The organism is Nioella sediminis (assembly GCF_001879695.1).
Taxonomy (GTDB): domain Bacteria; phylum Pseudomonadota; class Alphaproteobacteria; order Rhodobacterales; family Rhodobacteraceae; genus Nioella; species Nioella sediminis.
In genome coordinates, this window is sequence record NZ_MNBL01000118.1 from 1 (window position 1) to 16,789 (window position 16,789).

Sequence of the window (16,789 nt, forward strand, 5' to 3'; positions counted from 1 at the left end):
TACGGAAAGCGGTTTCGCCGCGCTGGGGCGCGTCGACCGGGGGGCGGCCCTCGTCAGGCTCCTTCGGAGCCCTCCTCGGGCCGCGTTGCCACGGAAAATCGGATGGGGCAGTGCGCCGATCTGACCGGGTGCCGACCGGAAGGTCAGGACGCCTCCGGCGGAGGTATTTTGGCCAAGATGAAGGGGCCGTATTGCGCGATGCGCGAGGGTAACGCAGAATTCCGGCGAGCCGATTTTGGGGGGTAGCGTGCAAAGACGGGACGTATTGGCAGCGGTTGCGGCGGGCGTCGCCGGGACGTTTCTGCCGATGGATCGGGGGATGGCCAGCGGAGCGCGGCTGACCGGCTATCTGCGGACGAACTGGAGCCGCGATCCGTTCTGCTTCGGGTCTTACTCCTACACACCGCGCGGGCTGTTTCGCGCCGCGCATCGCAGGCTGGCGGAACCGGTGGCGGGACGGATATTTTTTGCCGGGGAGGCCGCAAACCCGGATTACGGCAGCACCGTTCACGCGGCCTATGAATCGGCGGGCCATGCGGTCGAGGCCATCGAGGAGGAAGATCACGGGGATATTGCCGTGATCGGGGCGGGCATTGCCGGGCTGCGCACGGCGCAGATGCTTGCCGATCTGGACTATGACGTGACGATCTACGAGGCGCGCGACCGGATTGGCGGGCGGCTATGGACGGACCGCAGCCTCGGGGTGCCGCTGGACCTTGGGGCGAGCTGGATTCACGGGATGGAGAACAATCCGCTTGTCGGTCTGGCGGAGGATGCTGGCGCGACATTGGTCGAGACCGATGAAGAGATTGTCTTTCGGCTGAGCGGCGGGGCGTTGCTGGACGCGGAGGAGGTGCCGGACTGGCTGGAGGAGGTCATCTCGATCCAGCACAATGCCGGGGCAAGGCGGGACCAGATCAACCTTGCCGCGTTTCGCGCCCCGACCGATTATGGCGGCGCAGAGGCGGTCATCGCCGAGGGATATGACCGGCTGGTGCCGGAACTGGCCGGGGACTACACGCTGCTGACCGGCCATGTGGTGCAGCGGGTGACGCTGGGCGGGGGCATCCGGCTGGGGTTTGCCGATGGCACAGAGGCGCGGCACGATGCGGTTGTTGTCACCGTGCCCCTGGGTGTCTTGCAGGCAGGTCGGATTGTCTTTGACCCGGCCTTGCCGGACACCAAGCAAGAGGCCATTGCATCGCTTGGCATGGGGGTGCTGGACAAGCTCTACCTGCAATTCGACGCACCGTTCTGGGAGGGCGATCCGACCTGGATCGTGACCGCTGATACCGGGCTGCCGCGCGGGCAGTTCAACCAGTGGCTCAACCTGTTGCCGGTTCTGGGCGAGCCGATTCTGCTGGGGTTCAACGGGGCCGATGCGGCGCGGGAGCTGGCGGGGCAGGATGATGACGCGTTGGTTGGTGCGGCGCTGGCGGTTCTGGAGCGGGCTTATGGGCTTTAGCGGCCATATGAGCCTTGGATTCCGGGGCTGCTCGCGCTAACCGGGGGCGAGGAAACGGAGCGCCCCCATGTCCATGAACAGCTTTGGCCATCTTTTTCGAGTCACCACCTGGGGCGAAAGCCACGGGCCCGCGCTGGGCGCGACGGTGGATGGCTGCCCGCCGGGGGTGCCGGTGGAGGCCGAGGCGTTGCAGCACTGGCTGGACAAGCGCAAGCCCGGGCAGAACAAGTTCACCACGCAGCGACGCGAACCCGATCAGGTGGAGATTCTGTCAGGCGTCTTCGAGGGTGTCAGCACCGGCACGCCCATCCAGCTGATGATCCGCAACACCGATCAGCGGTCGAAGGATTACGGCGATATTGCCGAGAAGTTCCGGCCCGGACATGCGGATATCACCTATTGGCAGAAATACGGCATCCGCGATTATCGCGGCGGCGGGCGATCTTCGGCGCGGGAAACGGCGGCGCGGGTGGCGGCGGGCGGCGTGGCGCGCGAGGCGCTGAAGCAGCTTGTGCCGGGGTTGTCGATTACCGGCTACATGGTGCAGATGGGGCCGCATGGGATCGACCGGGATCGGTTCGACTGGGATGAGATCGAGCGCAACCCGTTCTGGACGCCTGATGCCGGGGCCGCAGCGGATTGGGCCGCGTATCTCGATGGGCTGCGCAAGACCGGCGACAGTGTCGGCGCGGTGATCGAGGTGACGGTGCGGGGGATGCCCGCGGGCCTTGGCGCGCCGATCTATGGCAAGCTCGACACCGACCTGGCGGCCGCGATGATGTCGATCAATGCCGTGAAGGGCGTCGAGATCGGCGAGGGCATGAACGCGGCCTGCCTGACCGGCAGCGAGAATGCGGATGAGATTCGCATGGGGCCAGAAGGGCCGGTCTATGGCTCGAACCATGCAGGGGGCATTCTGGGCGGAATTTCCACCGGGCAGGATGTGGTGGTGCGGTTTTCGGTCAAGCCGACCTCGTCGATTCTGACGACGCGCAAGACCATCACCAAGTCGGGCGAAGAGACTGAAATCATTACAAAAGGTCGCCATGACCCTTGCGTTGGCATTCGGGCGGTTCCGGTGGCCGAGGCGATGGCGGCTTGCGTCTTGCTGGATCACGTGTTGCTGCATCGTGGCCAGAATGGGGCAAACCGGGGGCAGATCGGCTAAATTTGCCCCTAATTTCTCCATTCTCCGTTGATAGCCGTGGGGTTCACGTGACTGCCAGCGGAGAGTTCAGCGTATGCTGAAGGAGTTTTTCAGATCTGAATCGGGCGCAGTGACCACGGATTACGTGGTGCTGAGCGCGGGCGTCGTGGGCGTCGGCATTGCGGTGCTGAATTCCACGTCGGCGGGCATCGAGAACCTGGCTGGTGACATCGACGCGACCCTTCGTGGACAGATCGTGAATTCCAGCTTTGCGCGGCAGAGTTATTTCGACGATTTCGAGGACGGAGCAGGGTTCTGGTTCGGCGGCGTGACCGATGGCTCGGACGCGGCCTATGGCGGGCTTCTGGGCCCCTATGGCGGCAGCGGCGGGGCCGAGATCGTGACCCGGACCTATGACCTGATGTCGGGCTATGATGCTGCGGTGATCGAATTCGACCTGCATGCCATCGACAGCTGGGACAATGAAGAATTCATCATGTTCGTGGATGGCAACCCGATCAGTTCCCACAACTTCAATTGGCAGTCGGACGGGGTGACAGGCAGCTGGACAACCTCGGATGGCAACTACAACGTCACGGTCGAGCCGTCCGGCGACCGTGGGCATATCGGCTATAGTTCCAGTTGGTCCGATCAGAGCTTTACCGTCCGGGTGGAAGTGACCGACCCCGGCCCGTCGATGAGTGTCGGCTTCGGGTCTACCCTGAACCAGAGTGTCCATGACGAAAGCTGGGCCGTGGACAATGTCGCCGTGACATCGACCAACGACCCCTCTGACGTCTGAGACGGGTCAGCTGAGCCCCAGATCCATCAGTGACTGAATCTCCGAGCGGCTGGTGCCCGCAACGATGCGGCCCAGTTCGGCGTCGCCACGTAGCACGACCAGGGTCGACCGGCGCGGGATATCGAGGCTTTGGGCCAGTTCGCCTCGCCCATAGGTATCCCAATCCACGCGAATGAAGCTCATTGCCGCGTCATAGGCGGGGTTCTCGGCGCGGATCGCCTCGACATGGCGTTCCTGGGTGCGGCAGGTCCCGCACCAGGGCGCGAAGAAATCGACGAACAGCGTTTCGCCGGCGGCAAGGCGCTGCTGCACAAGGCCGGGCGTATAGTCGATATTGCTGGCCCCGGCACGGCCCGCCAGTAACAGCGTGGCTCCGGACATGATCAATAGCTCGCGTCGGTTCATCAGGTTTCTCCCTTACAGGGCTACCGAGAGATCCTGCAGCCAGTAGGGCAGGATATCGAGCAGCCAGATTTCGATTGCATGGTGCCAGCGCAGCAGGATCGCGGTGCCGACGAGGATGAAAATGCCGCCAAGCAGCGGGCGGGATCGTTCGGCGATGGCCTGCATCAGCGCTCGGCGACGCTGGAAAAAGGACCGCGCGCCATAGCCAAGGGCGAGGATGATGGTGGATACGCCAAGGGCAAAGAACACCATGATCGCCGCTGCGCGACCGATTTGTTCACCGGCACTGGCCAGCGCGATGGCGCCACCGAGGGTTGGGCCAACGCAAGGCGACCAGACCGCGCCAAGCAGCGCACCGCCAATGGCCTGCCCCTGCCAGCCGTCGCGGCCATTCAAGCTGGACATCTGGCTGTCCGCTCCGGCGGACACGCCTGCAGTTGCGGTGGCGAAGGCGGCGGAAAAGCGCGGGATCAGCAGGACAAGGCCAAAGGCGATCATCAGAACCGCGCCCGCCTGCCCTATGGCTTGTTCATCAATGCCAACGGCTCTTCCGGCCAATGCGACAGTCAGGCCGAGCGCCACGAAAGACAGGCTCATGCCCCCCGCCAGCGCCAGCGGGCCGAACCGGCTGGCCTGCAAGGAGCCCGCCAGCACGATGGGCAGCACCGGCAGAACGCAGGGGTTGATGAGGGTCAGAAGACCCGCGCCATAGGCAAAGACAAGTTCCAACATGCGCCTGTTCTGGCGCGGACGCGCTGTAATGTCATCTGACGCCTGCGTGAGCGGGCATCACAGTGACGTCAGCGGGCGGCGCGGGCCAGTTGCACCGCCAGAATGCCCGCCGCGATGATCGTGACGCCGAGGATATCGGCCCAACCCAGGCGCTCGCCCAGGATCACAGCTGCGATTGCCACCCCGAAGAACGGGTTGAGGAAATGGAAGGTCGCGCCGCGCGTGGCCCCGATGCGTTGCACCAGCAGAAACCAGATCCAGGTGGCCAGCAGGCCGGGGGCGAAACAGGTGTAGATGAAGGCAACGATCAGCTGCCAGGACCAGTCCACCACCCAGCTTTCCAGGGCCAGCGCGAAGGGCACCAGCGCCGCGCCGCCCACCAGCATCTGAAGACCCACGATCATCAGCACGCTGGCCCCGCTGCTCTTGCCAGAGGATGCGCCGGTCACGGTCAGCGTGGCGACGGCCAGTGCGATGGCGCCGACGATGCACAGCGCGACGCCAAGCGGATCGACCCCACCGGTCAGCCGCTGCGCCATGATCAGTGCGACACCGCCAAAGCCCGCCATGAGCCCAAGCACACCCATGACCGGCAGCTTTTCACGGAAGATGGCCCAGTTCGCTGCGGCCACGATCAGCGGCATGGACGAGGCAATGATGGCGGCCAGAGAGGCCTCGATCCACTGCATGGCCACGAAATTAAGGCCAAGATAGAGCGCGTTCTGGCAGATGCCGAAGATGATGACCGAGCGCCACTGGGCGCGGTTCAGTTGCCAGTTCTGACCCAGCGCGCGGGCGATCAGGACGCCGATTGCACCGGAGATGGCAAAGCGGATCGCCAGCGCCGTCAGTGGCGGGGCGGCGGCCACGATGATACGCGCCGAGGAGAAGGCCGAAGACCAGATCAGGGCGAAAGCCAGCCCCATGCCGATTGCGCGCAGATCCATGCCGTGTCTCCGTTTCTTGCCCTGTTAACTGCCTTATCCCGCGACGCGGGAAAGGTCAGCCCCCATTCCGCAGTTGGTCCACATAGTCACGCAGCAGGCGCACCCGGTGCGGGCGGAAGGAGTCGTCTGTTTCTGTCAGGCTTTCGATCTGTTCGGGGTCGAACTTTCGAAAGCCCTGACGCAGGCAACACCATGCAAGGACGAACTGGCGCGGTTCGAGGAAGATGATGGAAAGGGGCCAGATACGGCGGTGCGTTCTGGCGCCCAACCGATCGCAGTAGGTGATGTCGACTGCACGCTCGGCCCACGATGCCTGACGCAGCGGTTCCAGCAGTTCCGACGCGCGGGCGGACGGTCGGAAACGATAGACCATGCTGACCGCGTGGGCGGCCTGCTGCGCGACCCGTTCCGGCAAGCGCGCGGTGATCTTGGCCAGCGCCCGGTCTGCGGCGTCCGCCAGGGCGGTGTCGCCGAATGCACTGACCTCCGCCAGTCCCAGGACAAGCGCCTCGACCTCGTGCCGGTCGAACATCTGCGGCGGCACGGCGGGGTCTTCGGTGAGACGGTAGCCATAGCCGGCCTCGCCGTCGATCAACGCACCTGCCGCGCGCAGGCTGTCGATGTCACGGTAGAGCGTGCGCTCGGACACGCCGGTTTCCTCGGCCAGCCGTGCTGCGGTGACGGGCGGGGGCAGGCTGCGCAACAGGTGCAGCAGGCGAAACAGGCGGTCGGTGCGGGGCATGACGCTCCTGACGGAAACTGACAGGATGGGGGGAGCATATACGGGTCATTCAACAACTCAAGACAAAGGATCTCTTCCTTGCTGACGCTTTACCACGCCCCTTTCAGCCGCTCGACGCGGATCGTTGCGCTGATCCATGACCTTGGCCTTCAGGACCGGGTTCAGATTGAACCGGTGACCGTTTCCCGCACGGATGGCAGCGGCGGGCGTGACCCGAAGAACCCGCACCCAGAGGGCAAGGTGCCGCTGCTGGTGCATGACGGCGCGGTGATCCGGGAATCGTTGGCCATCGCGCTGTACCTGTCAGAGCTGGCCCCGGAGGCCGGGCTGGCCCGCCCCATCGGCGCAGCGGATCGCGGCCCGTTCCTGAGCTGGCTGTCATGGTATAGCGGCGTTCTGGAACCGGTGATCGTACTGACCCTATGCGAGCTGGAGCACCCGGTGCTGACCACCACGTTCCGGGGTCTGCCCGAGGCCACGGAACGGCTGGCCGACGCGCTGAAGGGGAACAGCTATCTGATGGGCGATGACTTCACGATTGCCGACCTGATCATCGCTTCCACGTTCAGCACCCTGCCGCAACTGATGCCCGACAGTCCGGACATTCAGGGTTGGGTTGCGCGCTGCGCCAATCGCCCGGCCATGCAGGCGGCATTGGCCTATGACGCGGAACTGATGGCGGCGACCGCCTGAAACGAAAAAGGGCCGCCCGAAAAGGCGGCCCAATTCTGTTGGAACGGTCCGGCGATTAGCCGTTGACGCTGTCCTTCAGAGCCTTCGCAATGGTCACCTTGACCACCTTGTCGGCCTCTTTCTTGATCTGCTCACCCGTGGCAGGGTTGCGCACCATACGCTCGGGGCGTTCGCGGCAATACACTTTGCCGATACCGGGAAGGGTCACGGCGCCGCCAGCGGCGACTTCTTTGGACACGACGGCGGTCACTGCGTCGAGCGCTGCGGAAGCAGCTTTCTTGTCGCTGCCCATCTCTTCGGCAAGGGCTGCAACAAGCTGGGTCTTGGTCATGGGCTTTTGTGCCATGTTCTGTTCTCCTTAACTGCCCGAACCCATGGGGCTCGTTGCGGGAAAGCTACCCGAATATTGTAGGGGCACACAATGACTAGTGTGCCATTTCCTCAAAAAACAAGCATTTTGGGGCAAATTCCCCAGCGTCACAGGAAGGCCGTCTCCTCGAAACTGCGCAATTTCCGGCTGTGGAGCCGTTCCAGCGGCATTTCCCGCAGCGTTTCCATGGCGCGGATTCCGATCAGAAGATGCCGCGACACCTGCGTTTTATAGAAGGCGCTGGCCATGCCGGGCAGCTTCAACTCGCCATGCAGGGGCTTGTCCGATACGCAAAGGAGCGTTCCATAGGGCACCCGGAAGCGGAACCCGTTGGCGGCGATGGTGGCGCTTTCCATATCCAGCGCGATGGCGCGGGACTGGCTGAGGCGCTGCACAGGGCCGGACTGGTCGCGCAACTCCCAGTTGCGGTTGTCGATGGTGGCGACGGTGCCGGTGCGCATGATCTTCTTCAGCTCGAACCCGGACACTTCGGCGACATCCGCCACCGCGCCTTCCAGCGCGATCTGGACCTCGGCCAGTGCCGGGATCGGCACCCAGACCGGAAGGTCATCGTCCAACACGTGATCTTCGCGCAGATAGGCATGGGCGAGCACGAAATCCCCTAGGCTTTGGCTGTTCCGCAGCCCTGCGCAATGGCCCACCATCAGCCAGACATGCGGGCGCAGCACGGCGATATGGTCGGTCGCGGTTTTGGCGTTGGACGGCCCCACCCCGATATTGACCAGGGTGATGCCGCCGCCGCCTTTGCGCTTGAGGTGATAGGTGGGCATCTGCGGCAGCTTCGCGGGCGTGTTCAGCTGATGGTCGGGTTCGGTGATCACGTCATTTCCTGGACCCACCAGGGCCGTGTAACCGCTGTCTGCATCCGCCAGCATCTGCCGCCCATAGGCCACGAATTCCTCGACATAGAACTGGTAGTTGGTGAACAGGACATGGTTCTGAAAATGCTCCGGCCCCGTGGCGGTGTAATGCGACAGCCGTGCCAGCGAGTAATCCACCCGCTGCGCGGTGAAGGGGGCCAGCGCGCCCGATCCGTCCTCGTTCTTGAAGCCATAGCCATTGACGATGTCGTCATTGGTCGTGCCCAGATCAGGCACGTCGAACACATCGCGCAAAGGGAAGGACATGGCCCCGTCATGGGGGATTTGGATGTCGGCGTCGTTCAGCACCGCGAAATGCACCGGGATCGGCGTTTGAGAGGCGCAGATACAGACCGGAACACCGTGATTGTCGATCAGCAGTTTGATCTGTTGGGTCAGGTAGTGCTGGAACAGGTCGGGCCGCGTGACCGTGGTGGCATAGGTGCCGGGTTCAGCGACGTGCCCAAAGGACAGGCGGCTATCGACATGACCGTAGCTGGTCGTTGTGATCCTGATCTCGGGATAGAAGGCGCGATAGCGGCGGTCGGGCATGCCGGACTCGACCACTTCGGAAAACCGGGCCTGAAGGAAGCTTGTCGCATCCGCATAGAGCTTTTGCAGATGGTCCACCGCCTCGCCCGGATCGGAGAAATAGCGCGGTTCGGCCTCTTGCGGGGTTTCAAGGGGAAGCTGTTGGGAAACGGGGGTCATTGGTCGCCCTCCACGAAAAGAGAGGTCAGCTCGAACGTGGTCACGTCCACCAACCCGAGATCGGAAATCCTGAGGCTGGGAATGACCACGAGCGCCAGCAGCGAATGCTGCATATAGGCGTTGTTTAGCGTACATCCACACTCGGCCATGGCCGCCACGATGCCCTGTGCCTTGTCGGCCACGCGAGAGGCGAGATCGTCGCTCATCAGCCCGGCAATGGGCAATTCGACCAGGGCGATTTCTTCCCCGTCCTTGAAGACGGTGACGCCGCCGCCGACCTCGGCCAGCCGCATCGCGGCCTTGGCCATGTTGTCCCGGTCGGTGCCCACCACGATGATGTGGTGGCTGTCATGGGCCACGGTGGAGGCCATGGCCATCGGGCCCTTGTAGCCAAAGCCGGAGACGAACGCATTGACCACGCCGCCGGTGGCCTGATGCCGTTCGACAAGGGCGATCTGGCAGACATCGCCTTCGCCCTCGACCAACCCATCGACGACCGGCAATTCAGCGGTCAGCGCCTCGGTCGGGGCCTGGTTTTCGACGACGCCGATGACTTTGACATGGGCGGAATTGGCACCCTTGGGCGCTTCGATTTCGAAATCCTGCGCGGTCAGGTCCTTGCCCAGATGCACGGTGTTGCGCGCCTTAGCGGGCCAGTCGAGATGCGGGCAATCGACAAGGATTTCGCCGTTCTCGGCCAGCTTCACGCCCCGGCCATAGACGACCTCGATCGGCAGCGCCTTCAGGTCGCTCGTAAGGATCATGTCTGCCCGGCGGCCCGGCGCGATGGAGCCCAGTTCCCGCTCCAGCCCGAAATGCGTTGCCGTGTTCACGGTGCACATTTGCAGCGCCACCAGCGGATCGCAGCCGCAGGCGATGGCGTGGCGCAAGACGCGGTTCATGTGCCCGTCATGGACCAGCGTGCCGGAATGGCAATCGTCGGTGCACAGGATGAAGTTGCGCGGGTCGAGCCCCTTTTCCGTGACCGCCGTGATCTGGCTTTCCACGTCATACCAGGCAGAACCGAGCCGCAGCATCGACCGCATCCCTTGCCGAACGCGATCAATCGCGTCGCTTTCGCGGGTGCCTTCGTGATCGTCCGCAGGCCCGCCCGCCGCGTAGGCGTGGAAGGCGGGGCCACGGTCGGGGCTGGCATAGTGGCCGCCCACGGTCTTGCCTGCGTTCATCGTCGCGGCCATCTCCGCCAGCATCTGCGGATCACCATTCACCACGCCGGGGAAATTCATCATCTCGCCCAGCCCGATGATGCCGGGCCATGTCATCGCCTCGGCCACATCCTCTGGCCCGATTTCATAGCCCGTCGTCTCCAGCCCCGGCGCTGACGGCGCGCAGGAGGGCATCTGGGTGTAGATGTTGACGGGCTGCATCAGCGCCTCGTCATGCATCAGCCGCACGCCTTCCAGCCCCATCACGTTGGCGATCTCGTGCGGATCGGTGAACATGGTGGTGGTGCCATGGGGGATGACCGCGCGGGCGAATTCGGCGGGCGTCAGCATGCCCGATTCGATATGCATATGCCCGTCACAAAGGCCGGGAATCAGGTAGCGCCCGCCGCCATCGACCACTTCTGTGCCCGCGCCGATGCAATGGCTGGCATCCGGGCCGACATAGGCGAAACGGCCATCGGCCACCGCCACTTGCCAGCCGTCCAGCACCTCTCGGCTTTGAACATTGACGAGTTTCAGATTGCGCAGAACCAGATCGGCTGGTTCACGCCCAGCCGCGATGGCCACGAGTCGGGCCGCAGATTCGGCCCATGATTTGAATGAAGATTGTTTTTCCATGCTCCAATCTGGCACCGGTTTTTTCCGGCTTCAAGCCACATTTTCATGACAGGTTTTCAATCGGTTGCTTCCGGCCTACGGTGCGCGGGACCGAACTGGAGGCCGAAGATGCGTGTCACGATCTACTACAACCCAAGGTGTAGCAAGTCGCGCCAGACGCTGGAGCTGATCCGCGCCGCCGGGGTGGAGCCCGAGATTGTGGAATACCTGAAAACCGGCTGGACCGAGGCGGTTCTGAGCGACCTGTTTACCAAGGCCGGTATCGCGCCACGCGACGCGCTGCGCCTGAAACAGGACCCGGCGCCAGAGCTCGGGCTGGCCAAGGCGGATGACGCCACGATTATGGCCGCTATGATCACCCATCCGGTCCTTGTGGAACGGCCCATTGTCGTGGTGGGGGATCAGGCGGCAATCTGCCGTCCGCCGGAACGGGTGCATGAGGTGCTGGACAAGGTCTGACTGCGTCCTGCTTTTGTCGGGGCGCTGGCGGATGGCGCGGACGCCTCCGGCGGGAGTATTTGGACCAAGAAGAAGGCAGGAGACGCGATTGACCCGAACACCACGCAAGGCAAAACGGCGACCATTGCTTCGGTTCTTGCTGCGCTGGCTGTTTCGGGGGGCGCTGCTGGTTGCCGTTCTGGCGACGGCGTGGATCGCGCTTTATGCCGTCGTGGCTCCGCCCACCACGCCTTATATGCTGAGCGAACGGGCGCGGCTGGGCGAGGTGTTGCAGGTCTGGCGACCAATCGAGGACATCTCACCGCATCTGGCGCGGGCCGTGGTGGCCGCCGAGGATGCGAATTTCTGCCTGCATGCGGGGTTCGATATGGACGCGATCCGCGCCGCGATTGCCGAAGGCATGTCGCGCGGCGGGTCCACGATCAGCCAGCAGGTGGTGAAGAACGCCTTTCTGTGGCAGGGCCGGTCCTGGGCGCGCAAGGCGCTGGAAGGGGTAATGACACCGGTGATGGAGCTGATCTGGACAAAGCGCCGGGTGTTGGAGGTCTACCTGAACATCGTCGAGTTCGACGAGGGCATCTTTGGGGCCGAGGCCGCCGCGCAGCACTATTTCGGCATCTCCGCCGCCGATCTGAACCCGACGCAGGCCGCGCGACTGGCCGCCGTTCTGCCAAACCCGCGCGAACGCTCGGCCTCCTCCCCTTCGGCGGCTTTGCGCGAACGGGCAGCCCGGATCGCCGACGGGGCGGCAACGATACGCGCGGATGGCCGTGACGCCTGTTTTGCGCGTTGAAATTGGCCTCGCCCCAAGGCAAAGAGAGGGGATAAGCCAAAAAAGAGCAGATCATGACCCGCCTCTACCACTTCGCCCTCTCCCCCTTCTGCCGCAAGGTCCGGCTGGTTCTGGCCGAGAAGAAGATCGATGTGGAGCTGATCGACGAACGGTACTGGGAACCCTCGGGCGAGTTTCTGCGCCGCAACCCGGCGGCCAAGGTGCCGATCCTGAAGATCGACGGGATGCTGCTGACCGAAAGTCAGGCGATCTGCGAGTATATCGAGGAAACCAACCCCGAGCCCGCCTTGATGCCCCGCGATCCGGCGGCACGGGCCGAGGTGCGCCGGCTATGTTTCTGGTTCGACGACAAGTTCCACCACGAGGTGACGGCGAACCTTGTCTATGAGCGCGTGAACAAGAAGGTGATGCGCGGGGGCTATCCGGACGGCAAAGCCGTGAAGACCGGGGCGCAGAAGATCAAGTTTCACCTCGATTACATGACATGGCTGCTGGATCACCGGCGGTGGCTGGCGGGCGACAGCCTGACGCTGGCCGATTTCACCGCTGCGGCGCATCTGTCCTGTCTCGACTATATCTCGGACGTGGATTGGAACCGGTCCGCCGTGGTCAAGGATTGGTACGCCAAGATCAAGTCGCGCCCGGCCTTCCGGTCGATCCTGGCCGACCAGATCCCCGGTTTCATCCAGCCGCCCCATTACGCGAACCTGGACTTTTGACCGGGCTGAAACCGGCGCTGGAGGCGAAGGCCCTGGAAGAGGGCTTTGCAAAGATGCGTGTGTGTCGTCCGGATGCGATCCCGGAGGCCGCCGGGCGGTTGGCTGCGTTTGTGGATGCGGGTCGTCATGGCCAGATGGGCTGGATGGCCGAGCGGATGCACTGGCGCGGAAACCCTGCCGAACTGTGGCCCGAGGCGCGGTCGGTCATCATGCTGGCCGAACCCTATACGCCCGAGGCGGACCCGCTGAAGGCGTTGGAACAGCGCGATTGTGCCACGATCAGCGTCTATGCGCAGAACCGCGATTATCATGATCTGGTCAAGAAGCGCCTGAAGCGGGTGGGTCGCTGGCTGCTGGATCAGGCGCCGGGTGAGGCGATCAAGGTCTTTGTCGATACTGCCCCGGTGATGGAAAAGCCGCTTGGGCAGGCGTCGGGCCTTGGCTGGCAGGGCAAGCATACGAACCTGTTGGCGCGCGATCTGGGGAACTGGTTTTTCCTGGGCTCGATATTTACGACTGTGGAGCTGGAACCCGATGCACCCGAGCGCGATCATTGCGGTAATTGCACCGCCTGCCTCGATATCTGCCCGACCGGGGCCTTCCCCGCGCCCTTTCAGTTGGACGCGCGCCGCTGCATTTCCTACCTGACCATTGAACATCACGGCCCGGTGGAGCTGGAACTACGCCCGCTGATGGGCAACCGCATCTATGGCTGTGACGATTGTCTTGCCGTGTGCCCGTGGAACAAATTCGCCGTGGCCGCGACCGAGATGCGCTATGCCGGGCGGCCAGAGCTGCAAAGCCCGAAACTCGCCGATCTCGCGGGGCTTGATGACACCGCGTTTCGCGCCATGTTCAGCGGGTCGCCGATCAAGCGGATCGGACGCGGGCGGTTCGTGCGCAATGTGCTTTATGCGATTGGGAACAGTGGCGACGCGAGGATGAGGGCGGCAGCGCAGGCCCTTACGGAAGATGAGGACCCGACGGTTGCCGATGCGGCCCGGTGGGCGGTGGAGAGGTTGCGATGAAACTGGTGATTTTCGGCATGGGCTACTCGGCGGCCACGCTGGTGCGGGAAATGCGGCCCTATCCGGCGGGCAGCGTCATTGGCACCACACGATCCCCGCAGAAGGCGGAGATTCTGGGCAAAACCTCGATCTATCCGCGTGTTTTCCCCGGCACCGATATGCGCCCCGATTTGGAAAAGGCGACTCATGTCCTGATCACGGCGGGACCGGAGGACGGGGCCGATCCGGTTCTGAAGCACCTGCGCCCGGTGTTCGAGGACTTGGCGAACAGCTTTCAATGGGTCGGATACCTGTCCACCACGGGCGTCTACGGTGACCATCAGGGCGGATGGGTGGATGAAACCGCACCGCTGACCCCGGCCACAAAGCGAGGGCGCGCGCGGGTGCAGACCGAGATGGAATGGAACGAGCTATACCGGCTGAAGGGCCTTCCGCTGCATATCTTCCGCCTGCCGGGCATCTACGGGCCGGGGCGCGGGCCGTTCGCCAAGGTCAGGAACGGCACGGCGCGGCGGATCATCAAGGAGGGGCAGGTGTTCAGCCGCATCCATGTGGAGGATATCGCGCAGGCGCTGATGGCCTCGATGAAACGGCCGCGTCCCGGTGCGATCTACAATATCTGCGATGACGACCCCGCACCTCCGCAGGACGTGCTGACCTATGCGGCGGAATTGCTTGACGTCGATCTGCCCCCTGCCGTGCCGTTTGAAGAGGCGGATCTGACGCCCATGGCCCGCAGCTTTTACGCGGAATCGAAGCGCGTCGATAACAGCCTGATGAAGCGAGAGCTTGGGGTGAAGCTACGTTACCCGACCTATCGCGCGGGGCTCGATGCGCTCTTTGCCGCCGAGCAGGCGAAAGGCTGATTCCGGGGGCGCGCGGCATCTGCTAGGGTGCCGCAAATCAGGTTTGAGGCGAGACCCATGCGCAGTCTTTTGGCGATTCTCTTGCTGGCGGTTTTCGCCGTCACCGGGTGCAGCCGGTTCCCCACATATGACGGGCCGGAGGTGACGCGGATCATCGTCAACAAAAGCGCCCGCCAACTGATCCTGATGCATCACGGTGAAGTGCTGCGCGAATATGAGATGGAGCTTGGCTTTGCCCCCGTAGGGGACAAGCAGGTGGAAGGCGACGGGCGCACACCCGAAGGCAGCTACATCATCGACCGGCGTAATCCGAACAGCGAGTTCTACCTGTCGATCGGCATTTCCTACCCGAACGAAGAGGATATCGCCGAGGCAGAGGCGCTGGGTGAAAGCCCCGGCGGCGATATCTTCATCCACGGCACGCCGAACCCGTTCCGCCGGGGCGATGACTGGACCGCCGGTTGTATCGCCATTTCCAATCGAGAGATGCGTGAGGTCTATTCGATGGTGCGGTTGGGCACGCCCATCGACATCTATCCGTAAATGCCGCTTAACTGCTGCGATTCGCAGGCAGGCCCTGACCGGTCGTGCCGCCATCGCCGGTGACCATGGTCCACCAGATCTTGCCCGCCTCTTCCTGGTAGAAGGCAAAGCCCAGATGACGCGCATCGGGGTCGGTGATCACGTCGCGGGTATCAGCCTGCTGCATCCAGGCGGCAACGGTTTCCAGCTCTGATTCGTAGGTTTCCGAGATGTTTTCGCCCAGAAGCCGCCCCTGATAGCCCGCCCGCTGTGCCCGGTCGATGGGAGAGGATCCGTCCGACCCGAAATGCCAGGGACGGTTCTGCAGGCTCATATCCCGTGAATGGGTAGCAGCGGCGGCGTTCAGTTCCGCGTTCAGCGTCAGATCAGGGGCACCTGCCGCGCGGCGCAGGGCGTTGACGCTGTCCAGCACCCGAAACTGGATTTCGGCCTCGTCTCGCGGGTTGATTCGATAGACCGTCGGCAACGGGCGCCCATCCGCCCCAAGCCGGGGGCTGGTGGTGCCCATGCAAGCCGAAAGCGAGCCGAGGGCCGTCGTCATCAGAAAAGTGCGTCGCAGCATGGGTGGGTTCGCGCCTGTTCATCTTTGGTTGTCCAGATCAATAGCGTCCCGGCCCCCTCCGATCAAACACAACAGGCGCAAATCTGCGCATTGTGATCCGCCCATCAATGGACGCAGCGGGCCAGAGCCGCTATTTTACACACCAGAGGCAGTTCCCTACGGAGGTCGGACAATGAGCGACCCGAAAAACCCAGATCTGAACCGTCGCCTGTTTCTTGGCGCGGCGGCCGCAACGCTGGCAACTCCGGCGCTGGCGCAGGACAGCACCTATGAAGGCAGCACCGAGCTGGAGCGCGATGTCAGCCAGACAGTGCGGCACAATATCTCCAGCTTTCGTACGCTGGAATGGCAGGACTATTTCGACAACCTGAACAACGGCGCGATTCTGGTCGATATCACCTCGCGCGCTCTGCATTACTGGAACGAGGAAGAGACGGTCTATCGCTTGTACCCCACGTCTGTTCCCGCGACCGAGGATCTGACGCGGCGCGGCCGTACCCGCGTGGTACGCAAGGTGGAAGGCCCGGACTGGCGCCCGACGCCCGCCATGCGGGAACGCAACCCGGAATGGCCGGAATACGTGGCCCCCGGCCCGGACAACCCGCTTGGCACCCATGCGTTGTATCTCAGCTGGACCTATTATCGCATCCACGGCACCCATGACACGCGCAAGATCGGGCGGCGCAGTTCGAACGGATGTATCGGCCTGTACAATGAACATATCGCAGATCTGTTCGAACTGGCCCGTGTTGGCACCCAAGTGTTGCTAATTTGACCACAAATCGGCGATCTTGGGGTTCGGGACGATTTCCCGGCATTGCAATCCCAAGGCATTGCTGCTTAAACCTAGTTACGAGGTACAGTCTTGGGTGCCCCGCTATGCGTAATACCGCGCGAAAAATTTTGGGGCGTATCTTGGAGGATACTATGAAAAAACTCGCACTCGCAGCCGCTCTGTCCGTTGCCGCCACCTCCGCTTTTGCTGGCGGCTACGTTGAGCCCGTTCTGGAACCCGTCGTGATCGTGGAAGACACCTCGTCCTCCGCTGGCGGCGTCCTGGTTCCCCTGCTGGCTATCATCCTGATCGCAGCTGCAATCGCTGACTAATAAGTCATCGAC

The 16,789-nt window shown here is 63.4% G+C and carries 20 protein-coding genes; 12 read left to right on the top strand and 8 right to left on the bottom strand.

The window, feature by feature from the left end; all coding sequences use genetic code 11:
- Positions 1 to 265 precede the first annotated feature (265 nt).
- The 3 genes from BKY26_RS20810 (at position 266) to BKY26_RS20520 (ending at position 3,414) form a co-directional block, all read left to right on the top strand.
- Positions 266 to 1,465: a flavin monoamine oxidase family protein gene (locus BKY26_RS20810; protein WP_071691174.1), complete on the top strand. Its 1,200-nt coding sequence runs from the start codon at positions 266 to 268 to the stop codon at positions 1,463 to 1,465.
- Between the two features lie 67 nt (positions 1,466 to 1,532).
- The gene (gene aroC / locus BKY26_RS14840; RefSeq protein ID WP_071691175.1) at positions 1,533 to 2,633 is read left to right on the top strand and encodes a chorismate synthase; all 1,101 of its coding nucleotides are present in this window, start codon (positions 1,533 to 1,535) and stop codon (positions 2,631 to 2,633) included.
- A 109-nt stretch (positions 2,634 to 2,742) separates the two neighbouring features.
- Positions 2,743 to 3,414, top strand: a complete 672-nt coding sequence (locus BKY26_RS20520; protein ID WP_211267999.1) for a hypothetical protein — start codon at positions 2,743 to 2,745, stop codon at positions 3,412 to 3,414.
- A 6-nt stretch (positions 3,415 to 3,420) separates the two neighbouring features.
- On the opposite strand, the gene BKY26_RS14850 is transcribed toward BKY26_RS20520, so the two are convergent.
- The 4 genes from BKY26_RS14850 to BKY26_RS14865 form a co-directional block, all read right to left on the bottom strand.
- The gene (locus tag BKY26_RS14850; RefSeq protein ID WP_071691177.1) at positions 3,421 to 3,819 is read right to left on the bottom strand and encodes a thioredoxin family protein; all 399 of its coding nucleotides are present in this window, start codon (positions 3,817 to 3,819) and stop codon (positions 3,421 to 3,423) included.
- A gap of 12 nt (positions 3,820 to 3,831) precedes the next feature.
- Positions 3,832 to 4,551: a cytochrome c biogenesis CcdA family protein gene (locus tag BKY26_RS14855; protein ID WP_321184875.1), complete on the bottom strand. Its 720-nt coding sequence runs from the start codon at positions 4,549 to 4,551 to the stop codon at positions 3,832 to 3,834.
- Between the two features lie 68 nt (positions 4,552 to 4,619).
- Entirely contained in the window at positions 4,620 to 5,498 is an 879-nt protein-coding gene (locus BKY26_RS14860; protein ID WP_071691178.1) for a DMT family transporter, read from the bottom strand.
- A gap of 55 nt (positions 5,499 to 5,553) precedes the next feature.
- Entirely contained in the window at positions 5,554 to 6,240 is a 687-nt protein-coding gene (locus BKY26_RS14865; protein ID WP_071691179.1) for a helix-turn-helix transcriptional regulator, read from the bottom strand.
- A 78-nt stretch (positions 6,241 to 6,318) separates the two neighbouring features.
- Here BKY26_RS14865 and BKY26_RS14870 point away from each other — a divergent pair, with 78 nt between their 5' ends.
- On the top strand, positions 6,319 to 6,933 hold the full coding sequence (locus BKY26_RS14870; protein ID WP_071691180.1) for a glutathione S-transferase family protein: 615 nt from the start codon (positions 6,319 to 6,321) through the stop codon (positions 6,931 to 6,933).
- 55 nt (positions 6,934 to 6,988) lie between these two features.
- Here the strand turns inward: BKY26_RS14870 and BKY26_RS14875 are convergent, their stop codons facing one another.
- The 3 genes from BKY26_RS14875 to ade form a co-directional block, all read right to left on the bottom strand.
- Entirely contained in the window at positions 6,989 to 7,279 is a 291-nt protein-coding gene (locus tag BKY26_RS14875; RefSeq protein ID WP_071691181.1) for an HU family DNA-binding protein, read from the bottom strand.
- 131 nt (positions 7,280 to 7,410) lie between these two features.
- On the bottom strand, positions 7,411 to 8,895 hold the full coding sequence (locus BKY26_RS14880; RefSeq protein WP_071691182.1) for an AMP nucleosidase: 1,485 nt from the start codon (positions 8,893 to 8,895) through the stop codon (positions 7,411 to 7,413).
- Positions 8,892 to 10,700 (bottom strand): adenine deaminase, encoded by a 1,809-nt coding sequence (ade, locus tag BKY26_RS14885; protein WP_071691183.1) that lies wholly within the window; start codon positions 10,698 to 10,700, stop codon positions 8,892 to 8,894. The genes BKY26_RS14880 and ade overlap by 4 nt, the downstream gene beginning before the upstream one ends.
- A gap of 108 nt (positions 10,701 to 10,808) precedes the next feature.
- Between ade and arsC the strand changes: the two genes are divergently transcribed.
- From arsC to BKY26_RS14915, 6 genes are read left to right on the top strand one after another with little or no spacing between them, the layout of a single operon-like run.
- On the top strand, positions 10,809 to 11,159 hold the full coding sequence (gene arsC / locus BKY26_RS14890) for an arsenate reductase (glutaredoxin) (RefSeq protein ID WP_071691184.1): 351 nt from the start codon (positions 10,809 to 10,811) through the stop codon (positions 11,157 to 11,159).
- A gap of 31 nt (positions 11,160 to 11,190) precedes the next feature.
- Positions 11,191 to 11,952, top strand: coding sequence for a monofunctional biosynthetic peptidoglycan transglycosylase (gene mtgA / locus BKY26_RS14895; RefSeq protein WP_071691185.1), 762 nt, complete (start codon positions 11,191 to 11,193; stop codon positions 11,950 to 11,952).
- 53 nt (positions 11,953 to 12,005) lie between these two features.
- A complete protein-coding gene (gene fzlA, locus BKY26_RS14900) occupies positions 12,006 to 12,671 on the top strand; it encodes an FtsZ-binding protein FzlA (RefSeq protein ID WP_071691186.1) in 666 nt (221 codons plus the stop codon).
- Positions 12,668 to 13,699, top strand: coding sequence for a tRNA epoxyqueuosine(34) reductase QueG (gene queG, locus BKY26_RS14905; protein ID WP_131541889.1), 1,032 nt, complete (start codon positions 12,668 to 12,670; stop codon positions 13,697 to 13,699). The genes fzlA and queG overlap by 4 nt, the downstream gene beginning before the upstream one ends.
- Positions 13,696 to 14,565 carry an SDR family oxidoreductase gene (locus BKY26_RS14910; RefSeq protein ID WP_071691187.1) on the top strand — a complete coding sequence of 290 codons (870 nt, stop codon included), beginning with the start codon at positions 13,696 to 13,698 and terminating at the stop codon, positions 14,563 to 14,565. The genes queG and BKY26_RS14910 overlap by 4 nt, the downstream gene beginning before the upstream one ends.
- Positions 14,566 to 14,622: 57 nt before the next feature.
- Entirely contained in the window at positions 14,623 to 15,108 is a 486-nt protein-coding gene (locus BKY26_RS14915) for a L,D-transpeptidase family protein (protein WP_071691188.1), read from the top strand.
- 7 nt (positions 15,109 to 15,115) lie between these two features.
- On the opposite strand, the gene dalA is transcribed toward BKY26_RS14915, so the two are convergent.
- Complete coding sequence (dalA, locus tag BKY26_RS14920) at positions 15,116 to 15,670, bottom strand: divisome-associated lipoprotein DalA (protein ID WP_071691189.1); 555 nt, start codon at positions 15,668 to 15,670, stop codon at positions 15,116 to 15,118.
- A 172-nt stretch (positions 15,671 to 15,842) separates the two neighbouring features.
- Between dalA and BKY26_RS14925 the strand changes: the two genes are divergently transcribed.
- Both BKY26_RS14925 and BKY26_RS14930 read left to right on the top strand, forming a co-directional pair.
- Positions 15,843 to 16,445: a L,D-transpeptidase gene (locus tag BKY26_RS14925; RefSeq protein WP_071691190.1), complete on the top strand. Its 603-nt coding sequence runs from the start codon at positions 15,843 to 15,845 to the stop codon at positions 16,443 to 16,445.
- A 152-nt stretch (positions 16,446 to 16,597) separates the two neighbouring features.
- On the top strand, positions 16,598 to 16,777 hold the full coding sequence (locus BKY26_RS14930) for a hypothetical protein (protein ID WP_071691191.1): 180 nt from the start codon (positions 16,598 to 16,600) through the stop codon (positions 16,775 to 16,777).
- Positions 16,778 to 16,789 lie beyond the last annotated feature (12 nt).

Coding starts and splice junctions, on each gene's coding strand:
- aroC (WP_071691175.1), top strand. CDS start 1,533: ATGTCCATGAACAGCTTTGGCCATCTTTTTCGAGTCACCACCTGGGGC.
- BKY26_RS14850 (WP_071691177.1), bottom strand. CDS start 3,819: ATGAACCGACGCGAGCTATTGATCATGTCCGGAGCCACGCTGTTACTG.
- BKY26_RS14855 (WP_321184875.1), bottom strand. CDS start 4,551: ATGTTGGAACTTGTCTTTGCCTATGGCGCGGGTCTTCTGACCCTCATC.
- BKY26_RS14860 (WP_071691178.1), bottom strand. CDS start 5,498: ATGGATCTGCGCGCAATCGGCATGGGGCTGGCTTTCGCCCTGATCTGG.
- BKY26_RS14865 (WP_071691179.1), bottom strand. CDS start 6,240: ATGCCCCGCACCGACCGCCTGTTTCGCCTGCTGCACCTGTTGCGCAGC.
- BKY26_RS14875 (WP_071691181.1), bottom strand. CDS start 7,279: ATGGCACAAAAGCCCATGACCAAGACCCAGCTTGTTGCAGCCCTTGCC.
- BKY26_RS14880 (WP_071691182.1), bottom strand. CDS start 8,895: ATGACCCCCGTTTCCCAACAGCTTCCCCTTGAAACCCCGCAAGAGGCC.
- ade (WP_071691183.1), bottom strand. CDS start 10,700: ATGGAAAAACAATCTTCATTCAAATCATGGGCCGAATCTGCGGCCCGA.
- arsC (WP_071691184.1), top strand. CDS start 10,809: ATGCGTGTCACGATCTACTACAACCCAAGGTGTAGCAAGTCGCGCCAG.
- mtgA (WP_071691185.1), top strand. CDS start 11,191: ATGGCGCGGACGCCTCCGGCGGGAGTATTTGGACCAAGAAGAAGGCAG.
- fzlA (WP_071691186.1), top strand. CDS start 12,006: ATGACCCGCCTCTACCACTTCGCCCTCTCCCCCTTCTGCCGCAAGGTC.
- BKY26_RS14910 (WP_071691187.1), top strand. CDS start 13,696: ATGAAACTGGTGATTTTCGGCATGGGCTACTCGGCGGCCACGCTGGTG.
- BKY26_RS14915 (WP_071691188.1), top strand. CDS start 14,623: ATGCGCAGTCTTTTGGCGATTCTCTTGCTGGCGGTTTTCGCCGTCACC.
- dalA (WP_071691189.1), bottom strand. CDS start 15,670: ATGCTGCGACGCACTTTTCTGATGACGACGGCCCTCGGCTCGCTTTCG.
- BKY26_RS14925 (WP_071691190.1), top strand. CDS start 15,843: ATGAGCGACCCGAAAAACCCAGATCTGAACCGTCGCCTGTTTCTTGGC.
- BKY26_RS14930 (WP_071691191.1), top strand. CDS start 16,598: ATGAAAAAACTCGCACTCGCAGCCGCTCTGTCCGTTGCCGCCACCTCC.